15 protein-coding genes and 1 pseudogene are annotated in these 15,169 nt (G+C 71.0%); 7 read left to right on the top strand and 9 right to left on the bottom strand.

What is annotated here, in order from left to right; genetic code table 11:
- Window positions 1–81: 81 nt before the first annotated feature.
- Window positions 82–1,152, top strand: coding sequence for an SIS domain-containing protein (locus tag STRAU_RS07310; RefSeq protein WP_037658004.1), 1,071 nt, complete (start codon window positions 82–84; stop codon window positions 1,150–1,152).
- Window positions 1,153–1,364: 212 nt separating this feature from the next.
- On the opposite strand, the gene STRAU_RS07305 is transcribed toward STRAU_RS07310, so the two are convergent.
- Entirely contained in the window at window positions 1,365–2,189 is an 825-nt protein-coding gene (locus STRAU_RS07305; RefSeq protein WP_016639618.1) for an SDR family oxidoreductase, read from the bottom strand.
- Between the two features lie 95 nt (window positions 2,190–2,284).
- Here STRAU_RS07305 and STRAU_RS07300 point away from each other — a divergent pair, with 95 nt between their 5' ends.
- Window positions 2,285–2,917 (top strand): TetR/AcrR family transcriptional regulator, encoded by a 633-nt coding sequence (locus STRAU_RS07300; RefSeq protein ID WP_016639617.1) that lies wholly within the window; start codon window positions 2,285–2,287, stop codon window positions 2,915–2,917.
- Window positions 2,918–3,335: 418 nt separating this feature from the next.
- The gene (locus STRAU_RS07295) at window positions 3,336–4,802 is read left to right on the top strand and encodes a PAS domain-containing sensor histidine kinase (RefSeq protein WP_016639616.1); all 1,467 of its coding nucleotides are present in this window, start codon (window positions 3,336–3,338) and stop codon (window positions 4,800–4,802) included.
- Between the two features lie 261 nt (window positions 4,803–5,063).
- Here the strand turns inward: STRAU_RS07295 and STRAU_RS07290 are convergent, their stop codons facing one another.
- Both STRAU_RS07290 and STRAU_RS07285 read right to left on the bottom strand, forming a co-directional pair.
- Window positions 5,064–5,321: a WhiB family transcriptional regulator gene (locus STRAU_RS07290; protein WP_016639615.1), complete on the bottom strand. Its 258-nt coding sequence runs from the start codon at window positions 5,319–5,321 to the stop codon at window positions 5,064–5,066.
- Window positions 5,322–5,639: 318 nt separating this feature from the next.
- Entirely contained in the window at window positions 5,640–6,608 is a 969-nt protein-coding gene (locus tag STRAU_RS07285) for a diacylglycerol/lipid kinase family protein (protein ID WP_016639614.1), read from the bottom strand.
- A 102-nt stretch (window positions 6,609–6,710) separates the two neighbouring features.
- Between STRAU_RS07285 and STRAU_RS07280 the strand changes: the two genes are divergently transcribed.
- Window positions 6,711–7,163 (top strand): hypothetical protein, encoded by a 453-nt coding sequence (locus tag STRAU_RS07280; protein WP_016639613.1) that lies wholly within the window; start codon window positions 6,711–6,713, stop codon window positions 7,161–7,163.
- A gap of 103 nt (window positions 7,164–7,266) precedes the next feature.
- On the opposite strand, the gene STRAU_RS07275 is transcribed toward STRAU_RS07280, so the two are convergent.
- The 3 genes from STRAU_RS07275 to STRAU_RS07265 form a co-directional block, all read right to left on the bottom strand.
- Window positions 7,267–8,433, bottom strand: a complete 1,167-nt coding sequence (locus STRAU_RS07275) for an RNA polymerase sigma factor SigF (protein ID WP_078621005.1) — start codon at window positions 8,431–8,433, stop codon at window positions 7,267–7,269.
- Entirely contained in the window at window positions 8,430–8,843 is a 414-nt protein-coding gene (locus tag STRAU_RS07270) for an ATP-binding protein (protein ID WP_016639611.1), read from the bottom strand. The genes STRAU_RS07275 and STRAU_RS07270 overlap by 4 nt, the downstream gene beginning before the upstream one ends.
- 243 nt (window positions 8,844–9,086) lie before the next feature.
- Window positions 9,087–9,347, bottom strand: coding sequence for a UBP-type zinc finger domain-containing protein (locus STRAU_RS07265; protein WP_016639609.1), 261 nt, complete (start codon window positions 9,345–9,347; stop codon window positions 9,087–9,089).
- Window positions 9,348–9,393: 46 nt separating this feature from the next.
- On the opposite strand from STRAU_RS07265, the gene STRAU_RS07260 reads away from it, so the two are divergent.
- Window positions 9,394–10,992: a Na+/H+ antiporter gene (locus STRAU_RS07260; protein WP_016639610.1), complete on the top strand. Its 1,599-nt coding sequence runs from the start codon at window positions 9,394–9,396 to the stop codon at window positions 10,990–10,992.
- Between the two features lie 28 nt (window positions 10,993–11,020).
- Here STRAU_RS07260 and STRAU_RS07255 read toward each other — a convergent pair whose 3' ends face one another.
- The 3 genes from STRAU_RS07255 to STRAU_RS07245 form a co-directional block, all read right to left on the bottom strand.
- Window positions 11,021–11,932, bottom strand: coding sequence for a 1-aminocyclopropane-1-carboxylate deaminase/D-cysteine desulfhydrase (locus STRAU_RS07255; protein ID WP_016639608.1), 912 nt, complete (start codon window positions 11,930–11,932; stop codon window positions 11,021–11,023).
- A gap of 44 nt (window positions 11,933–11,976) precedes the next feature.
- On the bottom strand, window positions 11,977–12,567 hold the full coding sequence (locus tag STRAU_RS07250) for an N-acetylmuramoyl-L-alanine amidase (protein WP_016639607.1): 591 nt from the start codon (window positions 12,565–12,567) through the stop codon (window positions 11,977–11,979).
- 167 nt (window positions 12,568–12,734) lie between these two features.
- The gene (locus tag STRAU_RS07245; protein WP_016639606.1) at window positions 12,735–12,968 is read right to left on the bottom strand and encodes a hypothetical protein; all 234 of its coding nucleotides are present in this window, start codon (window positions 12,966–12,968) and stop codon (window positions 12,735–12,737) included.
- A gap of 369 nt (window positions 12,969–13,337) precedes the next feature.
- Here STRAU_RS07245 and STRAU_RS07240 point away from each other — a divergent pair, with 369 nt between their 5' ends.
- Both STRAU_RS07240 and STRAU_RS07235 read left to right on the top strand, forming a co-directional pair.
- The gene (locus STRAU_RS07240) at window positions 13,338–14,744 is read left to right on the top strand and encodes a family 2B encapsulin nanocompartment shell protein (protein ID WP_016639605.1); all 1,407 of its coding nucleotides are present in this window, start codon (window positions 13,338–13,340) and stop codon (window positions 14,742–14,744) included.
- Between the two features lie 130 nt (window positions 14,745–14,874).
- Window positions 14,875–15,169 (top strand): annotated as a pseudogene (locus STRAU_RS07235) (polyprenyl synthetase family protein); the annotation flags it as partial.

Below are 15,169 nucleotides of genomic sequence, written 5' to 3'. Positions count from 1 at the left end.
CCGCCCCCCGGCCCGCTTACCCCCCGCCCCCCGCCCCGGAACGGCAAGCGCTCCCGGCCAGTAGCCAGCAGAGTGGGAGGCATGACTGTGACGTCGTCCTCCACGTACAGCGAGCAGCCCGGCCGCATCATGTCCCGCGAGATGTCCGAACAGCCCGAGGTGCTGCGTCGGCTCCTCGACACCGGTGCCCCGAAGATCCGCGAAACCGCAGGCATGGTCGCCGCGCAACGCCCCCGCTTCGTCCTCCTCACCGCCCGCGGCACCTCCGACCACGCCGCCCTCTACGCCAAGTACCTCCTCGAAGTCCGCCTCGGCCTGCCCTGCGGCCTGACCTCCATGTCCACGACCACGGCCTACGGCGCCAGGCCCGACCTCAGGGACGTCCTGGTCATCACCGTGAGCCAGTCCGGCGGCTCACCGGACCTCGTCGCCTCCACCCAGGCCGCCCGCGAGGCCGGCGCCATCACGCTCGCCGTCACCAACAACCCCGACTCCCCGCTGGCCGCCGTATCCGAGCACCACATCGACATCCTCGCGGGCCCGGAGAAGGCGCTGCCCGCCACGAAGACGTACACGGCGTCCCTGCTCGCCCTCCATCTCTTCATCGAGGGGCTGCGCGACGGCGACAGCACCGCCGCGGCCCCGCTGCCCGACCTCGCCGCCGACCTCCTGGCCCGCCAGCAGGAGGTCCGGACGCTCGCCGCCCGCTACCGCTTCGCCGAACGCATGGTGATCACCTCTCGCGGCTACGGCTACCCCACGGCCAAGGAAGCCGCCCTGAAGCTGATGGAGACGAGCTACATCCCCGCCCTCGCCTACTCCGGCGCCGACCTGCTGCACGGCCCGCTCGCCATGGTCGACAACATCTCCCCGGTCATCGCCGTCGTGCCGGACGGCAGGGGAGGGGAAGCGCTCCAGCCCGTCCTCGACCGGCTGCGCGGCCGCGGCGCCGACCTGGTGGTCATCGGCCCCAAGGCCCAGGTCGAGCAGGCGTCCGCCGGGTTCGTGCTGCCGACGGAGGGGGTCCCCGAGGAGGTCCAGCCCGTCCTGGAGATCATCCCCCTCCAGCTCCTCGCCTACGAGGTCACGATCGCCCGAGGCCAGGACCCGGACGCACCGAGGGCACTGGCCAAGGTGACCGAGACGAGGTGAGCCTGCCCGCGCGCCGACCTGGGTCTGGCCGTCGGGCCCAGGGCGGGCGCGAGGCGGGCCCAATGCGAGCCCAACGCGGGTCCAGAACGGGTCCAGGGGCCGACGGCCAGCCCCAGGGCGGGCACCCGTGCAGGCCGGCGCCCCCTCCGAGGCCGCACGCGCCCGGCGTCGAGCCGACGAACCCCCTGCCCCCGCGGCGGCACTCCCGGACCTCAGGCCAGCGAACCCCCCGTCGCGTCGATCCACTGCCCCGTCACCCACCGCCCGTCCGGTGAGGCGAGGAACGCGACCACGTCGGCTATGTCCTGCGCCGTCCCGACCCTGCCGAGTGCCGACATCGCCGCCGCGCCGGCCCAGGCGTCCTTGTTCTCCTCGCCGCGCAGCCAGGCGGCGTTGACGTCCGTGTCCACAATGCCCGGGGCCACCGCGTTGACCGTGATGCCGCGGGGGCCGAGCACCTTCGACAGGTTCCGCGTGAAGACGTCCAGGGCGCCCTTCGTCATGGCGTACGTCATGATGTCCGGCAGCATCGCCGCGTGTGAGGCGCCCGACGAGATGTTGATGACGCGGCCGCCGTCCCGCAGTCGTGCGGTGCCGAGCCTGGTCACGAAGAACGGCGCCTTGGCGTTCACCGCGAACAGCCTGTCGTACTCCGCCTCGTCCGTGTCCGCGAAGGGGTGCGACGTGCCGATCCCGGCGTTGTTCACCAGGATGTCCAGGCCGTCGGCGTGCGCGTCGAACGCCTCCCACAGCGCCGCCGCGTCACCCGGCACGCCCAGCTCCGCGCCGATGGCGAACGCGGAGCCGCCCGCTCCCTCGATCGCCGCCACCGTCTCCTTCGCGGCCGCCTCATTGCTGCCGTAGTGCACGGCGACCCGCGCGCCGTCCCGCCCCAGCCGCTCGGCGATACCGCGACCGATGCCCCGGCTGCCGCCCGTGACCAGCGCGGTCCTGCCGGTCAGCCGTCCACCCGACAGCCCGGTCCGCGAGGCCGGGCCCGACGTCGGCTCGGCCGTCTTCTCACTCAGCGCACCCATGATCAGGCGCCCCCCAACTTTCTCTAGCGGTCGCTACACAAAAAACCGTACCCCACCGGGCTCCGCTTTTCTAGCGTCCGCTATAAAATTTCCCCATGGCGACGAAACAGCGAGGCAGGCCCCGCTCCTTCGACCGCGAGACGGCCCTGGAGAAGGCCCTGCGCCAGTTCTGGGAGCACGGGTACGAGGCGACGACCGTCTCCGACCTCACCCGCGAGATGGGCATCGGCGCCCCGAGCCTGTACGCGGCCTTCGGCGACAAGCGGACGCTCTTCGGCGAGGTCCTGGTGCGCTACGCGGGTTCGTACGGAGCCTTCGGCGGCCGGGCGCTGGCCGAGGAGGCGACGGCGCGCGCCGCGATGGAGCGCGTCCTGCGCGAGGCGGCCGCCGTCTTCACCGAGCCGGGCCACCCGCACGGCTGCCTCGTCATCCACGCCGCGACCAACTGCACCACGCCGGAGGTCGAGCAGACCCTGCGCAAGCAGCGCAACGCGAACATCGCGACCTTCGCGTCCCGGATCCAGCAGGGCGTCGCCGCGGGGGAATTGCCCGAGGGCACGGACGCCGCGGACCTCGCCCGCTATGTCGGAGCGGTCTTCCAGGGCCTGTCCCAGCAGTCCCGCGACGGCGCCACCAGGGAGGATCTGGAGGCCGTTGTCGACCTCGCGATGCGGGCCTGGCCGGAGGCGTCCGCCGGTGCGAGCCGGGGCGCTCGGGCAGCCGGTTGAGCCACCCACCCCGGCGCCGGCGCGGGCGGAAGGGCCCGTACCGAGGGATGGGCCCGTGCCGAGGGATGGCCCGTACCGGGGGAGGGGCCTGTACCGGGGGAAGGGCCCGTACGGGGGTAAGGATCCGCACTGGAGGAAGATCCGACAACAAACCGTGCTCCCCGCATAGACACAGGAGAATGGTCTAGTCCACAATGCGGGAGTAAAGCCCCGCTCTTCCCGCACAGAAGAGCGGACCGAGGAGCCGGCGCTCTCTGCCCTGACCGCGTCGGACCTTCCCGGAATCGGCCGCCGGTACCGCACATTCCGGCTGCCGATGCACCTGAAGGGCTGCGGTGTTGGGGCCGGGTTGAGGGTCCCGCCCCGGCGCCGCGGCCCGTCGGGAAGAGCGCCAGGTACGCTCGCACCCGTGCCCTCCATGAACGACCTCGTACGCCAGCACACCGCCCTCGGTGACTCCGACCTCGAGTGGCTGCATCTGCTGGTCTCGGAGTGGCAGCTCCTCTCCGACCTCTCCTTCGCCGACCTCGTGCTGTGGGTGCCCACGCGCGACGGGACGCGCTATGTCTCCGTGGCGCAGATGCGCCCCAACACCGGCCCGACCTCCTACCAGGACGACATGGTCGGCCATCTCGTCCCGCGCGGCCGCCGTCCCCTCCTCGACGCGGCTCTCGACGAGGGGCGCATCGTGCGCGAGGGTGATCCGGAGTGGCGCGAGGAGGTCCCGGTGCGCGTCGAGTCCATTCCCGTACGCAGGGAGGGCCGCGTCCTCGGGGTGATCGCCCGCAACACCAACCTCCTGACGGTGCGCACTCCTTCGCGCCTCGAACTCACCTACCTGCAGTCGGCGTCCGACCTGGCGCAGATGATCGCGGCGGGCTCGTTCCCCTTCGAGGGGCAGCAGGTCGACATGGACGCCTCCCCGCGCGTGGGCGACGGCCTGCTGCGTCTGGATGCCGACGGCGTCGTCCAGTACGCCTCGCCGAACGCCCTGTCCGCGTACCACCGCCTCGGGCTCGCGGCCGACCTGGTGGGGCACCACCTGGGCAAGGCCACCGCCGAACTGGCCCCGTCCCGGGGGCCGGTGGACGAGGCGCTGACCAAGCTCGCCAGCGGCTGGGCGCCCCGCGAGTTCGAGATCGAGGGTGGTGACGGCGTGATCCAGCTGCGCGCCATCCCGCTCAAACCCAAGGGCCCGCGCATCGGTTCGCTCGTCCTGCTGCGCGACGTCACCGAACTGCGTCGCCGCGAGCGGGAGTTGATCACCAAGGACGCCACCATCCGGGAGATCCACCACCGGGTGAAGAACAACTTGCAGACGGTCGCTGCCCTGCTGCGGCTGCAGGCGCGCCGCATCGACTCCGTCTCCGGCCGTGAGGCCCTGGAGGAGGCGGTGCGCCGCGTGGGCTCCATCGCCATCGTCCACGAGACGCTCTCCCAGAACCTGGACGAGCGCGTGGAGTTCGACGAGATCGCCGACCGCGTCCTCGCCATGGTCGCGGAGATCTCACCCGGTACGGTGGCGGGCCGGCGCACCGGTCGCTTCGGCATCCTCGACGCGGAGGTCGCGACGCCGCTGTCGATGGTCCTTACGGAGATCCTGCAGAACGCCTTGGAGCACGGCTTCGCGCAGGGGGACACGGGCAGCGTCGAGGTTTCCGCCGTGCGTGGCGGCACCGCCAAGGAGTCCCGGCTCCTGATCACCGTCCAGGACGACGGCGTCGGGCTGCCCGCCGGCTTCGACCCGCACCGCTCGGGCAATCTGGGCCTGCAAATCGTGCGCACCCTCGTCGAGGGCGAGCTGGGCGGCACGTTCGACATGGTCAGGGCACCGGAGCGGGGGACGCGCGTGGTCCTCGACATTCCGGTGCGCGGCGACAAGTAGCGATTCCGGTGCGCGGCGACAAGCGGCGCGATCCCGGGGGTGCGATGACACGCGCCGCCATCGTCCCGCGCGACTGAACCTGACGCGCACAGCAAGAAGCCCCGGACCTGGTCGGTCCGGGGCTTCTTGCTCACGTTGCGATGCGCACCGGGGGTACTGCGCGGCTGCGGCTCGGGGGCGGGGGTTGCGTACGCGCTGTCTACGGAGTAATGCCGTCAGGCACACGCGCCGCCGGGCTCAGGCTCGTAAGGGGCGTGGGCGTCAGGCGCTGGCCTGGCGCGCCCGGTTGCGGGCGGCGCGGCGCTTCATCGCGCGGCGCTCGTCCTCGCTGAGGCCACCCCAGACGCCGGAGTCCTGGCCGGACTCGAGCGCCCACTGCAGGCACTGCTCCATGACGGGGCAGCGACGGCAGACGGCCTTGGCTTCCTCGATCTGCAGCAGCGCAGGACCGGTGTTGCCGATGGGGAAGAACAGCTCGGGGTCTTCCTCGCGGCAAACGGCGTTGTGACGCCAGTCCATGGCTGCTACCTCTCCTTGGTCTTACATGAAGATTGCTTGTGAATGTGAACGCTTTCACGAATCCCCCCGCGCGGGAAGGGCCGACTCCCAGTTGCCTGGTGTGGACCTTGTGGTGAGGAGGGGTTCTGGCGACTTAGTAGAGGCCGGTGTTGCGGGCCGTCCCGATCGCCATGTAGAGATTCGCAAACCTCGGCGGCGGATACAACCCCTTCCGGAAAGTTTTTTTTGATTCCTCGGTGTCGACTGAGTCACAGCCGTACTTCCATGGGGTGGAGCCTGGCCTAAACGTTCGAGTGAAAGGACTTTAGGCCCTTCCACTCACACAATCACACGCAGTGCACGGCGTACGCCTGTGAACGTCACGCTCGTCCGCAGCCCCAGGTGGTCACCGTCCATCTGGAGGGGCAGGGGCGCCTTCGAATGCAAGGTGAAGTCCGTCAGGTCGTGCAGCGAGACGGCGTTCTTCCCGTGAGGTCCGCGCTCGGGCGTAGACCGCAGCAACTGGGTGCCGTAACGGGCCACCGCGGCGGTCGACAGACGCTTCAGTCCGAGCACGTCGAGACCCGTCTCGAAGGACGCCTTCGGAGACGCGTACAAGGGACGATTGCCCAGGTAGGACCAGGGGGAGGTGTTGCACACTATGGACATCACGAGGTCGGTCACCGGCTCCTCGCCGGCCCGCTCCAGCGTGATCGACCCGTGCCGGCGGTCGCCCTCGCCGAGGAACTGGCGTACCACCTGGCGCACGTAAAGGGCGTGCGTCGAGCGCTTGCCGCGTTCCCGGTGCTGTTCGACCCGGCCGACCACACCCGCGTCGAAACCGAGCCCGGCCGCGAACGTGAACCAGCGCGGCGGCACCGCCTCGTCGTCGGTCCCCGGTGTGCCCGAGACCCGGCCGAGGCTCACTGTCCGTCCGCTTCCCTCACGCAACGCGTCCAGAAGGGCGCCGGTCGCCTCCACGGCGTCGTTCGGCAGCCCCAGGGCGCGCGCGAAGACATTCGTCGAGCCTCCGGGGACGACGGCGAGGCGGGGCAGGTTCTCCGGAGAGGGCCCGTTGTGCAGCAGACCATTGACGACTTCGTTGACGGTGCCGTCGCCACCGAGGGCCACGACCAGCTCGATGTCCTCGCTCTCCGCGGCCTGCCGGCCGAGGTCGCGGGCGTGACCGCGGTACTCCGTAGTGACCGCTTCCAGCTTCATCTCGCTCGCGAGGGCGTGGATCAGTACGTCACGTGTGCGCGCACTGGTGGTAGTAGCCGCCGGATTGACCACGAGGAGTGCACGCATGCGCAGCAGACTACCTAGCGGTCTTTACCTGGCCCAGACCGAGGTCGCGCACGGGCCGCACCGACGTGCCGGGCTCCGGACGCCCGGGGCTACCCTCGATGCGTGAGCACTGAGCCGAAGACCACCCCAGAAGCCCCCGCGCCGGGACCCCGCCCCGGGCGCCTGACGGCCGCCGCGGCGCTCGCCGGGCTTGAGGGCCTGGCCCTCGTCGTCGGCGGTGCCTACATGCTCGTGATGGGGCTCGCGGGCGACCCCGACAACCCCCGGCAGGCGACGACCGGCGGCGTCACGCTGATCGTCCTCGCGCTGCTGCCGCTGCTCGCCGCGCGCGGTCTGCTCCGGCTGCGCCGCTGGGCCCGCGGCCCCGCGATCATCACGCAGATCATGGCGCTGCCCGTGGCCTGGCAGCTGCTGCAGGCGGACAGCGCGATGATCCCCGGAGGCATCGCGCTCGCCGCGGTCGCCGTCGCGACGCTGGTCCTCCTGGTCAACCCCGCCACCACCGAGGCCCTCGGCATCGGCGCCCCGGGCAACGTACAAGAGAGCGGCAAGTAGCGGCACGGCTGCACAGGGCAGCGCAAAGGGCGGCGAGCGCTGTGCTCGCCGCCCTTTGGTGCCGTTCCGGACAGTCGTGCTTCACCCGGTCAGGGAGACCCGCTCACTCCTCCACGAGGAGCTTCTCGCGCAGTTGCGCCAGCGTGCGCGCGAGGAGCCGGGAGACGTGCATCTGGGAGATGCCGACCTCCTGGGCGATCTGTGACTGCGTCATGTTCCCGAAGAACCGCAGCAGCAGGATGCGCTTCTCGCGCGGCGGCAGGTCCTCCAGGAGGGGCTTGAGGGATTCGCGGTACTCCACGCCCTCCAGGGCCTCGTCCTCGGCGCCGAGGGTGTCCGCGACGGCAGGTGACTCGTCGTCGGTGTCCGGGACATCCAGCGACAGCGTGGAGTAGGCGTTCGCCGATTCCAGGCCCTCCAGGACCTCCTCCTCGGAGATCGCCAGTTTCTGCGCCAGCTCGTGCACCGTCGGGGAGCGGCCGTGCAGCTGGGAGAGCTCGGCCGTCGCCGTCGTCAGGGCCAGGCGCAGCTCCTGCAGCCGCCGCGGCACCCGCACCGCCCAGCCCTTGTCGCGGAAGTGGCGCTTGATCTCGCCGACGACCGTCGGGGTCGCGTACGTGGAGAACTCCACGCCGCGGTCCGGGTCGAAGCGGTCCACCGACTTGATCAGACCGATCGTGGCGACCTGCGTCAGGTCGTCCAGCGGCTCGCCGCGGTTGCGGAAGCGGCGGGCCAGGTGCTCCACGAGCGGCAGGTGCATGCGGACGAGCTGATTGCGCAGCTCCGCGTACTCGGGGCTGCCGTCCTTCAGTGAACGCAGCTCGACGAACATCGCTCGCGCACCGCTGCGGTCCTGCGGATCGTGCCGGCTGTGCTGCTCGTGCTCGCTCATCGTCCCGCCCGTCACCAGCCGCCGCCCTTCTGGGGACCCGCCCCCAGTGCTGGACGCCCGGGGGGACCCCCTGCGTGCGGCGCCTACTTGGTCCTGTCGCCCGCCCGGGCCGGACGGCTCGTCGATCCCGTCCCCGGCGGTCGGCTCTGCCTGCTCTGGCATTGCGGCCGTGTCGGCCACCGCCGGCGCACCCGGCTGTTCCGGATCCTGTGGGTGCGGCCTGGCCTGCTGTTCGGGGATGCCTCCGGGGGCAGACCCCGGCTCCACCGGACCGCGTCCCGTGGCCGGACGCGTGCCGCCCCTGCCGCGGGCGGGCAGACCGTGTGTGCCACGTGTTCCGCGCTCTTCGTCCCGCACGGGCCCGTCCCCGTTCCTCACGCCGGCCCGGGTCCCGCGCCGCGCTGTTTGTAGAGGCTGATCGAAACGGTTTTGTCGTCTGCGACCGAGGAGTCGACCTTGCCCGCGAGGGCCGACAGCACAGTCCAGGCGAAGGTGTCACGCTCCGGGGCACGGCCGTCGGTGGTGGGTGCCGAGACGGTCACCTCCAGGGAGTCGTCGACGAGCCGGAAGACGCAGCTGAGCACGGAGCCGGGCACGGCCTGCTGGAGCAGGATCGCGCAGGCCTCGTCGACAGCGATGCGGAGGTCCTCGATCTCGTCCAGGGTGAAGTCCAAGCGCGCCGCGAGGCCGGCCGTGGCCGTACGCAGCACCGACAGGTAGGCACCCGCAGCCGGAAGGCGGACCTCTACGAAGTCCTGATTCCCGGGCTCGCCTGCGATCTGGGACACCCTCACCTCCAAGGTGGTACAAGCACTTTCGGGGCTCCGGCCGTCGCGCCGCGGCGGTCCGGACTGCGTCACACGGGTGACGCACCACGTTTCAGCGGTGACGCTACCGCGCTGCTCAGTTCCGTGTCCCGGGGACCCCATCCCGTTGCTGTCACTCATAGTAAGCCTACGGGTACGGACAGTGGCTAGGGGTTTCGCGAGCCCAATTGGAAAGAACGAGCGTCGGGTTGACGTACCCAGCCCTCAGACGATCGAACCGTCGACAAAGCACCAACGCCATTTCTCGCCCGGCTCGAAGGTCCGCATCACCGGATGCCCGGTCTCCTTGAAGTGTGCCGTCGCGTGCTGGAAGGGCGAGGAGTCGCAGCAGCCCACGTGCCCGCAGACCAGGCACAGCCGCAGTTGCACGGGGTGGCTGCCTGCGGCGAGGCACTCCAGGCAGGTGTCGCTCAGAGGTGCAGGCTCCGGGTGGGGCAGCGCGCTGACGTGCGAGCACTCGTTCATGATGGCCAGGTTACGACGGGAGAGCGGACGGCGGAGGGCCTGGCCGATGGACGTACTGCCCCTGGTGGCGCTGATCGCCGCGAGTGCCGCGATCGCCGGCGCCGCGCGCCGCACCCCGGTGCCCGCGCCGCTGCTCCTGGTCGGCGTGGGCTTGATCGCCGCGTACGTCCCCGGGGTGCCGGAGTATCACCTCGACCCGCACGTGGTGCTGCCGCTGATCCTGCCGCCGCTGCTGCACACGGCCGCTCTGGAGAGCTCGTATCTGGACCTGCGGGCCAATGTCCGGCCCGTCGCGCTCCTGTCGGTCGGTTACGTTCTGTTCGCAACGCTCGTCGTCGGCTGGCTCGCGTATCTGCTGATCCCCGATCTCCCGCTGACCGCCGCGCTCGTCCTCGGAGCGGTGATCGCGCCGCCGGACGCCGTCGCGGCCACCGCCATCGCGCGCCGCGTGGGACTGCCCTCGCGCATCACCACGATCCTCCAGGGCGAGTCCCTGGTGAACGACGCGACCGCGATCACCGCCTACAAGGTGGCGCTCGCGGCAGCCGTCGGCGAGGGCGCGAGCTGGGCGGGCGGCATCCAGGAGTTCCTGGTGGCGGCGGTGGGCGGCATCGGTGTGGGGCTGCTCCTGATGGTGCCGATCCACTGGTTGCGCGCCCACCTGAAGGAGTCGCTGCTCCAGAACACCCTGTCGCTGCTCATCCCCTTCGTCGCGTACGCCGCCGCGGAGCAGGTGCACGCCTCCGGAGTGCTCGCCGTGGTCGTGGTGGCCCTCTACTTGGGGCACCGTTCCTGGCAGGTCGACTTCGAGACGCGGCTCCAGGAGGCCGCGGTGTGGAAGGTCGTCGGCTTCCTCCTGGAGTCGGCGGTGTTCGCCCTCATCGGTCTGCAGCTTCCGGTCGTTCTCGGGGAGCTCGGCGAGTACAGCGTGGGGCAGGCGGTCTGGTACGCCGTCGCGGTCTTCGTGTGCGTCGTGGCGGTGCGGTTCGTGTGGTCGTACCCGGCGACGTATCTGCCGCGCGTGCTGTCGGCGCGGATCCGGGAGCGTGAGGACGACCTGGACTGGCGGCGTCCGCTCATCGTGAGCTGGGCCGGGATGCGGGGTGTGGTGTCCCTGGCGATCGCGTTCTCCATCCCGATGGTGACCGACCACGACGAGCCGTTCCCGGCGCGCAACCTCGTGCTCTTCCTGACCTTCACGACGGTCATCGGGACGCTGGTCGTGCAGGGGCTGTCGCTGCCGTGGCTGATCCGGGTCCTGAAGCTGCCGGGGCGGGACGCGCAGGCGCAGACGCTGGCCGAGGCGCAGGCGCAGAACGCCGCCTCACAGGCCGCGGAGGCCCGGTTGCGGGAGCTGATGGAGGACGAGCGCAACAGCCTGCCAGGGCCGCTCCAGGACCGTCTGCGCACGGTTCTCGAACGGCGCCGCAACTCGGTGTGGGAGCGGCTTGGCCAGTCCAACCCCGTCACGGGCGAGTCCGCGGACGACACCTACCGCAGGCTCGCGCGCGAGGCGATCGCCGCGGAGCGCGAGGTGTTCGTGCGCATGCGGGACGAGCGGCGCATCGACGACGAGCTGTTGCGGACGCTGCTGCGGAAGCTGGATCTGGAGGAGGCCGCGGCCCACCGGGAGGTCGAGGAGTGAGGCGCGGACCGGGCCTTGGGGCCCCGGGTCACGCGGGCGGCGTGCCGGTGACGACCGCCGTGACCGTCGTCCCCGGGGCGAACGCGCCCTCTTCGGAGAGTGCGGTCAGCGCGAACAGGAGCTTGGCCACGTAGACGCGCTCCACGGGGAGGCCGTGCCGGTCCTCGAAGTTGTCGGCGAAGGCGGTGAGTTCGCTGGTGGCGCGGGCGTAGCCGCCGCAGTGGAAGCGTTCGTCGAGGGTCCAGTTGGCGCCGGGGGTGCCGAACGCGGCGCGCTGCAGATCCCGTATCTCGGGGCCGAGGAAGCCGCCCTTGAGGACGGGTATGCCGAGCGCGCGCTGGCCGGGGGAGAGGCCCGCCGCCAGGCCCGCCAGGGTGCCGCCGGTGCCGCAGGCGACGGCGGCGACGTCCGTGCGGCCGCGCAGTTCCTCGCCGAGCGCCGTGCAGCCCCGGACGGCGAGGCTGTTGCTGCCCCCTTCGGGGATGACGTACGCGTCCTGTGTGGCCGTCGCGCGCCGCAGCCGCGCCAGGACGGCCGGGTCCCGCTTCTGCCGGTACGTCGATCTGTCGACGAAATGCAGCCGCATGCCGTCGGCGGCGCACTGCGTCAGGGACGGGTTGAGGGGGCGGCCGGCCAGCTCGTCGCCGCGCACCACGCCGACGGTGGCGAAGCCAAGGAGACGGCCGGCGGCCGCCGTGGCCCGCAGATGGTTGGAGTAGGCGCCGCCGAACGTCAGCAGGGTGGTGCGGCCCGCCGCCCTCGCCTCGTCCAGATTGAGGACGAGCTTGCGGTACTTGTTGCCGGGCAGGTCCGGGTGTATCCGGTCGTCGCGCTTGAGGAGCAGCCGGACGCCGCGGGCCTCGAAACGGGGGTCCGCGACCGGCTGCAGCGGGGTGGGGAGCCGGGGGTGGAGCGCGGAGGTGGGCGGGGTGGCGGGCACCCCGCCATTCTCCCTCTTGTCGGCGTAGGGGGAGAGGTGGTGGGCTACTTCAGGCGCTCCTCGATGCGGTCCCGCATCCAGTTCATCGTGAACCCCTTGGGGTCGATCTTGCCGGGCTGCCACTCCAGGTGGCCGATGACCGAGCGGGCGGTCCAGCCGTGGTGGCGGCAGACGGCGGCCGAGACCTTCTCGATGGCCTCCAGCTGGGCCTCGGGCCAGGGGTCCTCGCCGTCGCCCAGGTTCTCGCACTCGAAGCCGTAGAAGTGGCGGTTGCCGTCGGTGTTGGCCTCGTTGTCCGGAGGGAGGGCCTTCTCCGCGATGACGGCGCGCAGGACGTCGTCGTCGCCGAGGCCCGCGTGGTTGGCGCGGCCGTAGCCGACGAGGTGGACACGGCCGTCCTTGGTGATGACGCCGTGGCAGAGCGGACCGGGAAGCGTGGGGTGGCCGTCGCGGCACAGGCGCACCGTCTCCTCGGTGCCGGAGGTGACCGTGTGGTGGATCATCACGCCGTGCACCGGGCCCCACGGGCCCACGTGATTGCGGTTGTGCTCGCGCCAGTCGCCGACCTCGACGATCGTGACGCCTTCGTCCTGCAGCGCGTCCAGGAATCTGTTCGCGGACATGGGTGAGGCCATGGCAGCCTCCTTTGCGGGCGCGACGGCCGCCGGTCGCGGTCCGCCTCGTACGCAGCTTGTACCGGATCCGCCGGTGCCCGAACCATTTGTTCGGGCACCGTGCGAGCCGATCCGGTCAGCCGAGAGGCTGGTCAGCGCGGTGGCGCGGGTCGCGCGGCGCGGGGGACTCAGCCGCGCAGGAAGCCGTCGCCGTGCGTCGCGATGTGCGCCTCGAGGGCGGAGAGGGCCTGTTGGGTGGCGTCCGGAGTGCCGCTGCCGCGCCGCTCCGCGTAATACGCCGCGCCGAGCTGCTTGAGCAGGTCGTTGCCCGCCCGCTGTGCCTGCACGTCGTCCAGCTTCTGCTTGCCCTGGGTGAGACCCTGCTGCACCTGTTCTCTGGCGCGGTCCAGGAAGCCTGCCATGTCGCTTCTCCTGATGAATGTGGTGCGGATGGTGCTTGCGCTGCGCTCGTCGTCTGAACGAGTGCCCGGAACGTGGAGTTCCCCTCGGGGCAGCCGCCGTACCCGGCCCGGGCCCGCGTCAGCCGGTCGGCCCGCACCCACTGGTTGGCCTGAATCGGTCGGGTCGGCGGCCGGTATTCCGCGCTCCGCTCCGCGCTGACCGCCGTCCGCGGCGCCCTTGGACGAACGTACGAAGGATCCGGCCTGGCTAAACGGCAGCGTGCCCCGTCCGCTGAGATCCATTCCCGCTCATATGTGTAATGGCGCCCGTACTCACCGTGCTGGAAGGCTTGGGCATCGCAGGTCAGCGCATGATCGGGAGGCACTTCAATGTCGGTAGGCGAAGAGATCCGTACGGAGCAGGACACGCCGCAGCAGAGTCTCGGCACATCCGCCGCGCGGAATCTGGCCACCACCACCAAGTCCGCGCCGCAGATGCAGGAGATCAGCTCCCGCTGGCTGCTGCGGATGCTGCCCTGGGTGCAGGTGCAGGGCGGCACATATCGCGTGAACCGCAGGACGAGCTATTCGGTCGGTGACGGCCGGGTCACGTTCGTCAAGACCGGGGACCGTGTCGAGGTGATCCCGGCGGAGCTGGGCGAACTGCCGGTCCTGCGGGACTTCGAGGACCAGGAGGTGCTCACCGAGCTGGCCCGTCGCTGCCAGCAGCGGGAGTTCGAGGCCGGCGGGGTCCTCACGTCGTTCGGCAACCAGGCGGACGAGGTGTTCCTGCTCGCCCACGGCAGGGCCGAGAAGATCGGCACCGGGCCGTACGGCGACGACACCGTCCTCGGAACGCTCGCCGACGGGGCGTACTTCGGCGAGCAGGCCCTCATCGACCCGGAGACCATCTGGGAGTACACGGTGCGCGCGGTGACGGCCTGCACGGTCCTCACCCTCCCCCGCCAGGACCTGGAACAGATCGCGGAGCGCTCCGAGTCCCTGCGCGCCCACCTGGACCGGCTGCGCTCCATCCCCGCCCAGCGCACCAACAACTACGGAGAGGCGCCCATCGACCTCTCCGCGGGCCACGTCGGGGAAGCCGTCCTCCCGGGTACGTACGTGGACTACGAGTCGCGCCCACGTGAGTACGAACTGAGCGTCGCCCAGACCGTGCTGCGCATCCACACGCGCGTGGCCGACCTCTACAACCAGCCGATGAACCAGACCGAGCAGCAACTGCGGCTCACCGTGGAGGCGTTGAAGGAGCGCCAGGAGCACGAGCTCATCAACAACCGCGAGTTCGGACTCCTCAACAACTGCGAGTACGACCAGCGCCTGCAGCCCCACGACGGCGTGCCCAGCCCGGACGACATGGACGAACTGCTCAGCCGCCGGCGCGGGTCGAAGCTGTTCCTGGCCCACCCGCGCGCGATCTCCGCGTTCGGCCGCGAGTGCAACAGGCGCGGGCTCGTCCCGGAGTCCATCGACGTGTCCGGGAACCGCATCCCCACCTGGCGCGGCGTGCCGATCTTCCCGTGCAACAAGATCCCGGTGACCGAGGAGCGGACCACCTCGATCATCTGCATGCGTACGGGCGAGGACGAGCAGGGCGTCATCGGACTGCACCAGGCGGGCATCCCCGACGAGATCGAGCCCAGCCTGTCGGTGCGTTTCATGGGCATCAGCGAGCAGGCGATCATCTCGTACCTGGTCTCGACGTACTACTCCGCGGCCGTCCTGGTGCCGGACGCCCTCGGCATCCTGGAGAACGTCGAGATCGGCCGGTGGAGGTGAGGCGAGGCCCCGTGCCGGCGGGCGGTCGGTCGCCGTCCGCGTCGATGGGAGCGACACCGGGTAGACCCTCGGCGTACGCGCCCGCAGGCCCAGGATCCGCCACCGTCCGACTCCCCGCCGGAGTGAGTCCATGACGGACACCACGGACATGACGGAACGCGCGCCGCGACCCCGGGGGCACGACCCCGGGGAACCCGGAGGGCTCCCTTCCGGTGAGGGGTACGAAGCCGCGGAGATCCTGGCGTCGGCGCGGCTGTGCGTCGACCCGGAGCTGCGCGCGGCGATCGAGTCGCTGCCGGGTTCCATGCGGCGTATCGCGCTGTACCACTTCGGATGGGAGCACGCCGACGGCGCGCCCGCGGCCGGGAACGCGGGCAAGGCCATCAGGCCCGCCCTCGTCCTGGCCGCGGTGCGGGCCCTCGGCG

The sequence above is a fragment of the Streptomyces aurantiacus JA 4570 genome (genome assembly GCF_000414115.1).
Taxonomy (GTDB): Bacteria; Actinomycetota; Actinomycetes; order Streptomycetales; family Streptomycetaceae; genus Streptomyces; species Streptomyces aurantiacus_A.
The sequence above is the reverse complement of the archived record's forward strand: the minus strand, read 5'-3'. Positions and strand labels throughout refer to the sequence as shown.

Bases quoted from the DNA above. Each gene is read 5' to 3' on its own strand.
- STRAU_RS07285 (WP_016639614.1), bottom strand. From the start codon at position 6,608: ATGCGTGCACTCCTCGTGGTCAATCCGGCGGCTACTACCACCAGTGCG.
- STRAU_RS07265 (WP_016639609.1), bottom strand. From the start codon at position 9,347: ATGAACGAGTGCTCGCACGTCAGCGCGCTGCCCCACCCGGAGCCTGCA.
- STRAU_RS07290 (WP_016639615.1), bottom strand. From the start codon at position 5,321: ATGGACTGGCGTCACAACGCCGTTTGCCGCGAGGAAGACCCCGAGCTG.
- STRAU_RS07310 (WP_037658004.1), top strand. From the start codon at position 82: ATGACTGTGACGTCGTCCTCCACGTACAGCGAGCAGCCCGGCCGCATC.
- STRAU_RS07260 (WP_016639610.1), top strand. From the start codon at position 9,394: ATGGACGTACTGCCCCTGGTGGCGCTGATCGCCGCGAGTGCCGCGATC.
- STRAU_RS07250 (WP_016639607.1), bottom strand. From the start codon at position 12,567: ATGGCCTCACCCATGTCCGCGAACAGATTCCTGGACGCGCTGCAGGAC.
- STRAU_RS07295 (WP_016639616.1), top strand. From the start codon at position 3,336: ATGAACGACCTCGTACGCCAGCACACCGCCCTCGGTGACTCCGACCTC.
- STRAU_RS07240 (WP_016639605.1), top strand. From the start codon at position 13,338: ATGTCGGTAGGCGAAGAGATCCGTACGGAGCAGGACACGCCGCAGCAG.
- STRAU_RS07305 (WP_016639618.1), bottom strand. From the start codon at position 2,189: ATGGGTGCGCTGAGTGAGAAGACGGCCGAGCCGACGTCGGGCCCGGCC.
- STRAU_RS07245 (WP_016639606.1), bottom strand. From the start codon at position 12,968: ATGGCAGGCTTCCTGGACCGCGCCAGAGAACAGGTGCAGCAGGGTCTC.
- STRAU_RS07300 (WP_016639617.1), top strand. From the start codon at position 2,285: ATGGCGACGAAACAGCGAGGCAGGCCCCGCTCCTTCGACCGCGAGACG.